General features: G+C 61.0%; 8 protein-coding genes. 7 read left to right on the forward strand and 1 reads right to left on the reverse strand.

Translation table 11 applies throughout. The features are described from left to right. Positions 1-103: 103 nt before the first annotated feature. From FY112_RS26635 to FY112_RS26660, 6 genes are all read left to right on the forward strand, one after another. Positions 104-1294, forward strand: a complete 1191-nt coding sequence (locus FY112_RS26635; protein WP_027664337.1) for a mandelate racemase/muconate lactonizing enzyme family protein — start codon at positions 104-106, stop codon at positions 1292-1294. 22 nt (positions 1295-1316) lie between these two features. Then, positions 1317-2027, forward strand: a complete 711-nt coding sequence (locus FY112_RS26640) for a ribonuclease activity regulator RraA (protein ID WP_017956481.1) — start codon at positions 1317-1319, stop codon at positions 2025-2027. A 66-nt stretch (positions 2028-2093) separates the two neighbouring features. Beyond that, positions 2094-3611, forward strand: coding sequence for an aldehyde dehydrogenase (NADP(+)) (locus FY112_RS26645; protein ID WP_151519669.1), 1518 nt, complete (start codon positions 2094-2096; stop codon positions 3609-3611). 17 nt (positions 3612-3628) lie between these two features. Beyond that, the gene (locus FY112_RS26650; protein ID WP_151519670.1) at positions 3629-4534 is read left to right on the forward strand and encodes a 5-dehydro-4-deoxyglucarate dehydratase; all 906 of its coding nucleotides are present in this window, start codon (positions 3629-3631) and stop codon (positions 4532-4534) included. Positions 4535-4720: 186 nt separating this feature from the next. Continuing rightward, positions 4721-6241 carry an ABC transporter substrate-binding protein gene (locus tag FY112_RS26655; protein WP_131620694.1) on the forward strand — a complete coding sequence of 507 codons (1521 nt, stop codon included), beginning with the start codon at positions 4721-4723 and terminating at the stop codon, positions 6239-6241. Between the two features lie 71 nt (positions 6242-6312). After that, the gene (locus FY112_RS26660; protein WP_131643513.1) at positions 6313-7374 is read left to right on the forward strand and encodes an Ldh family oxidoreductase; all 1062 of its coding nucleotides are present in this window, start codon (positions 6313-6315) and stop codon (positions 7372-7374) included. A gap of 62 nt (positions 7375-7436) precedes the next feature. Here FY112_RS26660 and FY112_RS26665 read toward each other — a convergent pair whose 3' ends face one another. Continuing rightward, a complete protein-coding gene (locus FY112_RS26665; protein ID WP_131620692.1) occupies positions 7437-9203 on the reverse strand; it encodes an SLC13 family permease in 1767 nt (588 codons plus the stop codon). 177 nt (positions 9204-9380) lie between these two features. On the opposite strand from FY112_RS26665, the gene FY112_RS38045 reads away from it, so the two are divergent. Then, a partial coding sequence (locus tag FY112_RS38045) for a DNA polymerase ligase N-terminal domain-containing protein (RefSeq protein ID WP_281408496.1) occupies positions 9381-10714 on the forward strand: 1334 nt, incomplete at its 3' end.

The following is a 10714-nucleotide window of genomic DNA, read 5'->3' on the forward strand; positions in this document are numbered from 1 at the left end:
CTCCGGCCATATCGAGCAGGCCGACAAAGGCTGCGACTTTGATTTCCTGACCACGCAATTCGGTGGCAAGACGCCGGAACCGGCTATCAACTGAGGCACGACGATGTTTGATCCCGATCGACGTACGATTCCCGCACAGCCCCCCAAGGCTGGCTTCGCTGCCGGTCCGTCCAAGCTGGACGCCATCCGATCGGTCACCCTGTCGCTCGTTTACCTGCCTTTGGCGCGGCCGATCAGCGATGCCAAGGTTTTGACGGGCCGCCAGAAGCCGCTGACCCAGGTGGCTTTTCTGTTTTGCGAGATCGTCTCCGAGGCTGGCCATAGTGGGCTTGGCTTCAGTTACTCGAAGCGGGCAGGCGGACCTGCCCTTTATGCACATGCCTGCGAGCTTGCCGACAACCTGATCGGCGAAGACCCCAACGACACCGCACGCATTTGGGACAAGCTCTGCTGGGCCGGAGCCTCGGTCGGCCGCTCTGGCATCGCAACGCAGGCAATCGCCGCCATCGACATCTGCCTCTGGGACCTGAAGGCGAAACGCGCCGGCCTGCCGCTTGCAAAACTGCTTGGCGCCCATCGCGACAGTGTCGCCTGCTATAACACCTCCGGCGGCTTCCTGTCATCGAGCGTCGAGGAAATCCGCGATGCCATCGACCACTCGATCGCTTCCGGTATCGGCGGCATCAAGATCAAGGTCGGACAGCCGGACCCGATGATCGACCTTCGCCGGCTTGATGCGGTGACCAGCCATATCGATGGCCGTGTCCCGCTGATGGTCGATGCAAACCAGCAATGGGACCGCACGACGGCCTTGCGCTTCGGCCGGCTGGTCGAGCCGCTCAACCTCGAATGGATCGAAGAGCCGCTCGATGCCTATGACGCCGAGGGCCATGCGGCACTGGCGCGGGAACTTGCCACGCCGATCGCCACCGGCGAAATGCTGGCAAGCGCCGACGAGCACATGGCGCTGATCCGGGCCGATGCGGTCGACTTCATTCAGCCGGATGCGCCGCGTGTCGGCGGCATCACGCCCTTTCTGCGCATCTGCACGCACGCCGAGGCGAAACGCATGCGCCTGGCCCCGCATTTCGCAATGGAAATCCATCTGCACCTGGCGGCCGCCTATGCGCATGAGCCGTGGGTCGAGCATTTCGATTGGCTGGCGCCACTGTTTAACGAACAACTCGACATCAAGGACGGCCGGATGATCGTGCCGGCTCGTCCTGGACTCGGCTGCAGCCTGACAGGCAAGGCTCGTGACTGGACTGTGGAAACCCGCAGCTTCGGCGCCTGAATGAGAACGAGGAGGAGGAAGTATGAACCCGGCAACCCGTGAAAAACTGATGGGTGTCTCCGTCGCGACGCTCTGCTCGGCCCTGTTCAAGCGCGGCCTGAGAAACCAGACGATCCAGGATGTTCGGCCGGTCCAGCCGAAGGGCCGCAATATGGTCGGACCGGCCTTCACGCTGCGCTACATGCCGGCGCGCGAGGACCGCAACGCGATGAACGTCTTTCGGAACCCGAAACATCCGCAACGGCTTGCGATCGAGACTTGCCCGGACGGCGCTGTTCTGGTGATGGACAGCCGCAAGGATCCGCGCGCAGCCTCTGCCGGCGACATCCTGATTACCCGCCTGATGATGCGCGGCGGAGCCGGCGTCGTCACCGATGGCGGCTTCCGGGACGCCATGACGATCGGTGGCCTTGATATCCCCGCCTATCACCACCGTCCCTCCAGCCCGACGAACCTGACGCTGCACGAGGCAATCGACATCAATGTGCCGATAGGCTGTGGCGATGTTGCGGTCTTCCCGGGCGACATCATGGTTGGCGACGACGACAGCGTGATCGTCATCCCTGCCGAGATCGCCGACGAGATCGCCGATGAAGCAGTGGAGATGACTGCTTACGAGGATTTCGTGACAGAACGCGTCAAGCAAGGTCACACGATCATTGGCCTTTACCCGGCCACCGACGAAAGCAATCTGACGCTCTTTGCCGAATGGCGGAAGGTGAATGGCCGCTAAGGCGGCGCATCTTGAACAACACTTCACGCATCAGGACGGAGCGAAGCTCCGCCGAGGAGAATAACAATGAGCTGGACCCCTTCAGGCAGGCATTTCATCGCCGGCGAGTGGATTGCCGGAACGACGACATTTCGGTCCGAGCCGGCGCATGGGCAGGCACATGACTTCGCTGTCGGCACAACGGAACTGGTCGACCGCGCCTGCCGCGCCGCCGAAGCTGCTTTTGCAGCATTTGCGGCAACGACACGCGAGGAGCGCGCCATTTTCCTCGAGGCAATCGCCGAGGAGATCGACAAGCGCGGCGAGGCCGTCACCCTCATCGGAACGCAGGAAACCGGGCTCCCGGAGGGCCGGCTCAACGGCGAACGCGGTCGCACCACCGGCCAACTCAAACTGTTTGCCGACCATATCCGCAAGGGCGCGCATCTCGACGCGCGCATCGACGCGGCGCAACCCGACCGGCAACCGGCGCCGCGGCCCGAGATCCGTCTGGTGCAACGGCCGATCGGCCCCGTCGCCGTCTTCGGCGCTTCGAATTTTCCGCTGGCATTCTCGACGGCCGGCGGCGATACGGCAGCCGCGCTTGCGGCGGGCTGCCCGGTCGTGGTGAAGGGACATTCAGCCCATCCCGGCACAGGTGAGATCATTGCCGAGGCAATTGCAGCCGCTATCGAGCGCACCGGAATGCCGGCCGGCGTCTTCAGCCTGATCCAAGGGGGGCGCCGTGATGTCGGAACGGCGCTGGTGACGCATCCGGCCATCAAAGCCGTTGGCTTTACCGGCTCGCTTGCCGGCGGAAGGGCGCTCTTTGACCTTTGCGCCCAGCGCCCTGAGCCGATCCCCTTTTTCGGGGAACTCGGCAGCGTTAATCCGATGTTCCTGCTGCCGGCCGCTACCGCTGCCCGGGCGGAGGCGATCGGTTCAGGCTGGGCCGGTTCCCTGACGCTTGGTGCCGGCCAGTTCTGCACCAAACCCGGTATCGCCGTCATCGTCGACGGGCCGGAGGCCGACAAGTTCACCAGTGCCGCCAAGGCGGCTCTTGAAAAGGTGGCGCCGCAGACGATGCTGACCAAAGGCATCGCCACGGCCTATCACGAAGGTGTCGAGCGCATGCGGACAAGCAATGCCGTCGCGCCGGTTCTCGCGGCACAGAGCGCCGGCCGCGAAGCAACGCCGAACCTGTTCGAGACCAACGGCTCGGCCTGGCTTGCCGATCACTCGCTCAGCGAAGAAGTATTCGGTCCTCTCGGCCTCGTCGTGCGCGTCGGCTCGCCTGAAAAAATGCTCACCCTTGCCGAAAGCTTTCAGGGACAGCTGACGGCAACGATCCATATGGACGACGCCGATCTGGGCTTTGCCCGCGACCTGCTGCCAATCCTCGAACGGAAGGCAGGCAGATTGCTGGTCAATGGCTTCCCAACCGGCGTAGAGGTTGTCGATTCCATGGTGCATGGCGGACCCTATCCGGCCTCGACCAACTTCGGAGCGACCAGCGTCGGGACCATGTCGATCCGCAGGTTTTTGCGCCCCGTCGCCTATCAGAATTTCCCCGCCGACCTGTTGCCGCAAGACCTGCGCAACTGAAACCGAGGAGTACCAAATTGATTGCCCCGACGGAACTTCGCGAGATCATTCGCAACGGCCTGCTGTCTTTTCCCGTCACGCCTTTCGATGCCGAGGACCGGTTTGCCGCCAAGCCGTTTTCAGCGCATCTGGAATGGCTGTCATCCTATCCCGTTGCCGGCCTGATCGTTGCCGGCGGCACCGGTGAGCTGTTCTCGCTGACGCCGGGCGAGGTGGTCGAGGTGGTAAAGGCCGCCCGCGCCGTATCCGGCGACGCGCCGGTTATTGCCGGATGCGGCTACGGCACGCGGATTGCCTGTGACATGGCGCGCGAGATCGAGGCGGCCGGTGGCGACGGCATTCTTCTGCTGCCGCATTACCTGACCGAGGCGCCGGCAGATGGCATTGCCGCGCGTGTACGGGCCGTTTGCAAGGCCACCAATATGGGCGTTATCGTTTATAATCGTGGCCAGGCGCGGGTTTCGGCCGAGCAGCTTGCTCAGCTTGCCGACGAATGCCCAAATCTGATCGGCTTCAAGGATGGAACCGGTGACATCGATACGGTGCGCCGTGTCACGCTCGCGCTCGGCGACCGCCTTTCCTATATCGGCGGCATGCCGACACACGAACTGTTTGCCCAGGCCTATCGCGGAGCCGGCATGCCGACCTATTCCTCCGCGGTCTTCAATTTCGTGCCTGAAACGGCATTGAAATTCCACAAGGCATTCCTTGCCGGCGACGACGCGGCCTGTGAACAGATGCTGCGCGATTTCTACTATCCCTTTGCCCGCATTCGCGATCGCAAAGCCGGTTATGCGGTCTCCGCGGTCAAGGCAGGCGTGCGATTGCGCGGCTTTGAGGCGGGACCAGTGCGGGCGCCGCTGACGGATCTCACCGACGAGGAAGTCGAGATGATGCGCGAACTGATTGCTTCGGCCCAGTAAAAATGAAGGGTTCCAGACACGGTTGAGGGCTCCGTGCTTCGGAGCGCCTGGGTTGAAGGCCGTCGCTAACTAGTATATTAGTGCACTTGTGCTTTGTGGAATTATGAGGAGATAGATGCCGGAGCACCGGAAACGGGACGCAGATTCACTGTGAGGAGCGCCAAAGGCGCATGGGAGGAGAACGAAATGAAACTGCACTTGTTAGCTGCCTGCTTTTCAACATCGGTGCTCGCGCTGAGCTTCGGCTCGGCTCAGGCGCAGGATGCCAAGAGCAACGTCACTATTGTGCTTGCTGAAACCGTCGATGTCGTCGAGCCCTGTATGGCTGCCCGCCAGGACGTCGGCCGGGTCATTTCTGAAAACGTCAACGAGATGCTGGTGGAATTCGACTACGTCAATGGCGGCCTCAAGCCCCGCCTGGCGACGGAATGGTCGAAGATCGACGACGACACCTGGGAGTTCAAGCTGCGCCCGAATGTCAAATGGCACGATGGCAAGCCGTTCACCGCCAAAGATGTCCAGTTCACCATCGAGCGCAACAAGAACAAGAAGCTCAGCTGTGAGACCGGCGGCAAATATTTCGGCGGCACCGAGTTCAGCTTCGAAACCCCGGATGCCAACACGATCCGGATTACGACAAAACCGGCGCAACCGATTCTTCCGCTTCTGATGACCGTGATGGCCGTGGAATCGGCCGAGACGACGCCAGCAGACGAATTCACCCGCAAGCCGATTGGTACCGGCCCCTATACGTTCGACAAATGGGAAATCGGCCAGTCGATCGTGCTGAAACGCAATCCGGAATATTGGGGTGAAAAGCCGCAGGTGGAACAGGCGACCTATCTGTTCCGCTCCGATAGCGCCGTTGCTGCCGCCATGGTCGATGCCGGCGAAGCCGATATCGTTCCGGCCGTATCCGTGCAGGATGCCACCAACAAGGAAACGGATTTCGCCTATCCGAATTCGGAGACGACATCGCTGCGCATCGATACGCGCGCAGCACCCCTTAACGACCGGCGCATCCGTGAAGCGATGAACCTCGCTATTGATCGTCAGGCGATGCTCGGAACGCTGTTCCCCGAACAGGCGAAGATCGCGACACAGCTCGTCGTGCCGACCACGATCGGCTACAATGCCGATATTCCCGCCTGGCCCTATGATCCCGAAAAAGCCAAGGAACTGGTCGCAGCAGCGAAAGCGGACGGCGTGCCGGTCGATCGCGAGATCCGCGTCATCGGCCGCAATGGGCAATATCCCAATGCCACCGAGGCGATGGAAGCGATGATGGCAATGCTTCAGGAAGTCGGGTTGAACGTAAAGCTCGACATGTATGACGTTTCCGTGTGGAACGGCTACTTCGTTGCACCCTTCGTCGCCGATTCCGGTCCGACGCTGACCCAGTCGCAGCACGACAATGCGACCGGCGATCCCGTCTTCACCGCATTCGTGAAATATGCGACCGACGGCTCCCACTCCATGGTTCGCGATCCCGCCGTCGACGCGCTGATCGCCAAGGCGACGTCTGCCACCGGCGACGAGCGCACAAAACTCTGGAAGGAGCTGTTCGCCAAGGTGAACACCGAAATCATCGCGGACATCCCGATGTTTCACATGGTCGGTTTCACCCGCGTCTCGCCGCGTCTCGACTTCAAGCCGACGATCGCGACGAATTCCGAACTGCAGCTGTCGCAGATCCGCTTCAAGTAAGTCGGTACGCCGCACTTAAGCATGGGCCGCCCGCTAAAAGCGGCCCGTGCTTTCCATGACGTGAGCGAGATATGCCTATGCCGCTGATTGACCGCATTGCCCTGACCCAATTCGCCGAGCAGATATTGACCCGCGCCGGCATGGAGCCCGACAAGGCCGAAACGACTGCCGCCGTCCTGGTGGAAGGCGACATGATCGGCCACGAAACCCATGGCGTCAGCCTTTTGAACTGGTATGTCGAGGCGTTGGAGGACGGTTCCCTGGCGAAGTCCGGCAGCTATGAGGTCGTCAATGACCGCGGCGCAGCCTTTGTTTGGGACGGCAAATCCCTCCCAGGCGCATGGCTGCTGACCAAGGCGATCGAGCAAGCCTGCGAACGCGTAAGCGATCATGGCGTCGTCACCGCCGCGATCCGCAACTGCCATCATACCTGCGCTCTTTCGGCCTTCATGCGGCAGGTGACCGACCGGGGCCTCATCGTGCAGCTGTCGGTCTCGCATCCCGCTGCAAGCCGCGTTGCGCCCTATGGCGGCACGAAGCCGCTTCTGACGCCAAACCCGATGGCGGCCGGCTTCCCGACGTCCAGGGATCCGATCCTGATCGATGTCTCGGCCTCGATCACCACCACGACCATGACGCAAAACCTGGCGAAGGCCGGCAAGAAATTTCCTGAGGCCTGGGCTCTCACCGCCGCAGGCGAGCCGACCGATGAGCCGCGCGAAGTGACCGAACGGGGCGGGACAATGATGCCTCTCGGCGGCCAGTTGAAGGGTCACAAGGGTTTTGGGCTCGGGCTGATCGTCGAATTGCTGGGGCAGGGGCTTTCCGGCAAGGGACGGGCCAACACGCCGTCGGGTGTCTTTTCGCAAAGCGCTTTCCTTCAGGTCATCGATCCCGCCTTTTTTGCCGGGCTGGATGCCTTTACGGCGCAGTCTGACTTTCTCGCCTCTGCATGCCGCAGCAATCCTCCGGCGCCCTGGAACAATGGCCCCGTTCGCATGCCGGGCGACAGCGCCGCACGAAAGCGCCGCTCGGCGTTGGAAGAGGGTGTGCCGGTCGGCGATGCAGCTTGGCAGAAGCTTTGCAAGCATGCCGAGATCCTGGGTTTGCCTATTCCCGACGTCGCCGCGTGAGGAACACATCTCTGCTTCGAAACTTTTTTATCGGTCGCCGCAATGCCCGGTGTCGGTTGCAATCAGATCGGCCAGACCAATAGCAGGATTGGCACACTGACGACCACCACAATGAGCGAGAGCGGCAGACCCAATCGGGCGTAGTCACCAAATCGATATCCGCCCGGTCCCATCACGAGCGTGTTGCACTGGTGTCCGATGGGCGTGAGGAAGTCACAGCCGGCTCCAATTGCCACCGCCATCAGAAAAGCATCGGGTCTAAAGCCCAGCTTCTCGGCAAAGGTCGCGGCGATCGGGGCCATGACCAGAACCGTCGCTGCGTTGTTCAAAAACGGGGTTACGGCCATGGCCGCAATCAGGATGAGAGCCAAAGCACCGAAGGGCGGGAGCATTTCGGCGGTTCGCGAGAGGAGGTCCGCGATGATGTCGGTGGTTCCTGTGGTCCTGAGCGAGTCGCTGATCGGAATGAGAGCGGCCAGCATGATCAGAATGGGCGCATCGAGATGCTGATAAACTTCCCGCAAAGGAACGGATCCGGTGACCACCATCAGAAAAGCGGCGGCGAAAAACGCTGTCGCGACGGGAATGCCCCCGAAGGCTGTCGCCCCCATAGTTGCCATCAGGATAATGACGGGGATCAAGCCATTGCGGGCGTTGCCGAGCTTCATATTTCGTTCGACCAGCGGCAAACATCCCCATTCGCGTAGAAGATCCGGTAGTTTCTGCAAGTCGCCCTGCAAGACCACGACGTCGCCATTGCGGATCTTAATCTCGCCCAGGCGCTCGGTGAAGCGCCTGTCGCGGCGGCTGACGGCAAGAAGGTTGAGCCCGGTATTGTGGAAGAGAGAAACGTCTTTTGCGCTGACGCCGATCAATCGGGAATGTTCGCCAACGATAGCTTCAACAGAACTGATGTCTTGGCGTGTCTCAGGCTGGTGTTTACGGTCGGACAGTTGAAGCTTGGCTTCACTGACGATCTTGTCGAGGGCGCTCTGCTCCCCCTCGATAATAAGAAGGTCGCCATCCTTGAGCACCGTGTCGGGAAGGGGCGTTCGTCTTTGGCCGTTGCCACCGATAATCGCAGTCACCATCGCATCGCCGCCCGCTGGCTTCTGCAGCCAGCTGACGGACCGCCCGATCGCCGCTGATGGCGTGGTGACCTTGGCCTCGGTCGTATAGTTTTTGATCGCCACCGCCTCATCCATCGACGTTTCGACCCGTGATCTTTCAGGCAGCAGCTTGTAGAACAGCGCCAGAAAGACAACGCCGGCGACCGAGAGCGCCAGGCCGACAGGCGTATAGTCAAACATCATGAACGGCTGCCCGGTGATCTCCTCGCGCACCCGGGAAACGATGATGTTTGGCGACGTGCCGATCTGCGTCATAAGCCCTCCGAGCAGAGAGGCGAAAGACATCGGCATCAGGAACATCGACGGTGATACGCGTGATTTCCGGGCCATTTGCACAGCGACCGGGATCATAATCGCCAGCGCGCCAATGTTTTTGATGAAAGCCGACAGGGCTGCGACAATGGCAACCAGAATGATCAGCTGCATCCGTGGCCCGCGTCGTTCGGGAGAAAATCTGCGCAAGGCGACGTCCATGATCCCCGATCTGGATATCGCCGCACTAACGATGAGCGCGCTGCCAACGATGATAACAATGTCATCCGAAAAACCGGAAAAAGCATTCTTGGCAGGGACGATGCCGACAATGATTGCAGCGAGAAGGGAGCTCACGGCGACTATATCGTATCGATAACGACCCCACAGGAACGCGCCCATCATCAGCGCGATGATGAGAAGAGATAGCCATTGATCAGCGCGCATGTTTGCATCCCGGTGGTAGCAATTAACGTTTCAAGCAAGAGAATGATGCGGCGAGGCGGAGAAATTTTTTCTCGTCTATCCCAGCCGTTTTATCCGCTGACGGCTGGAGGAGCACCCTGATGGAACTTCGAGCGGCCAGCCGGCATTTCGCTGTCGGGGCTGTTTTCTGGAGCGACCATGGCCAGCGACAAACTATCGACTTATCGATCGAAGCGCGATTTTCAAAAAACGGCCGAGCCGAGCGGTGAAAAGCGCCTGGCGCGCAGCAACCGCCGTCGCTTCGTCATCCAGAAACATGATGCCACCCGGCTGCACTACGATCTGAGACTCGAGCTGGATGGCGTCTTCAAGTCCTGGGCTGTCACAAAAGGGCCATCCCTCGACCCGCACGACAAGCGGCTGGCCGTCGAGGTGGAGGATCACCCGCTGGACTACGGTGACTTCGAAGGCACCATTCCGAAAGGACAGTATGGCGGTGGCACGGTGATGCTGTGGGATCGGGGCTATTGGGAACCGGAAGGAAAGAAGAGCCCGGAGCAGGCGCTGGCAAAAGGCGATTTCAAGTTTACGCTGGAAGGCAAACGCCTGCACGGCAGCTTCGTGCTGGTGCGGATGCGCAACGATCGCGACCGTGGCAAGCGCACGAACTGGCTGCTGATCAAACACCACGACGAGTTTTCGGTCGAGGAGAATGGCGATGCGATCCTCGAGGAAAACGACACCTCCGTTGCCTCCGGCCGAACCATGGAAATGATTGCCGCCGGCAAAGGACGAAAGCCCAAGCCTTTCATGGTCGAGGATGGCGACGTTCAGGCTGATGCCGTCTGGGACAGTAATCACGGACTGGCTGCCGAAGAGCGAAAAGAGGACGCCGGAGGCAGTCGGAAATCAAACCCGGCCACAAAGGTCGATCTGCCGGATTTCATCGCGCCGCAGCTCTGCCAGACCTTGGAACGCCCTCCGGCAGGCACCGGCTGGATTCACGAGATCAAGTTCGACGGTTACCGGATGCAGATGCGCGTGCTGGATGGTGAGGCGACGCTGAAGACCAGGAAAGGGCTCGACTGGACGGCCAAATATCCCGAGATCGCCGAGGCGGCATCGACATTGCCCGATGCGATCATCGACGGCGAGATCTGCGCCCTCGACGGTAGTGGCGCTCCGGATTTCGCGGCCCTGCAGGCCGCCCTTTCGGAAGGCAAGACCAGCGAACTCGCCTATTTCGCCTTCGATCTACTCTATGAGGGAGGCGAGGATTTGCGATCTCTGCCGCTCGTTGCGCGCAAGGCGCGGCTTCAAAGCCTTCTGTCCGACGCCGGCAGCGATCCGCGCATCCGGTTCGTCGAGCATTTCGAGACTGGCGGCGATGCAGTTCTCCGGTCTGCATGCAAGCTCTCGCTGGAAGGCATCATCTCCAAACAAGCGGATGCACCCTATCAATCCGGCCGTACCGAAAGCTGGGCGAAGTCGAAATGCCGCGCCGGCCATGAGGTGGTAATCGGCGCCTACGC

The organism is Rhizobium sp. PEPV16 (assembly GCF_008919455.1).
GTDB classification, from domain to species: Bacteria; Pseudomonadota; Alphaproteobacteria; order Rhizobiales; family Rhizobiaceae; genus Rhizobium; species Rhizobium leguminosarum_Q.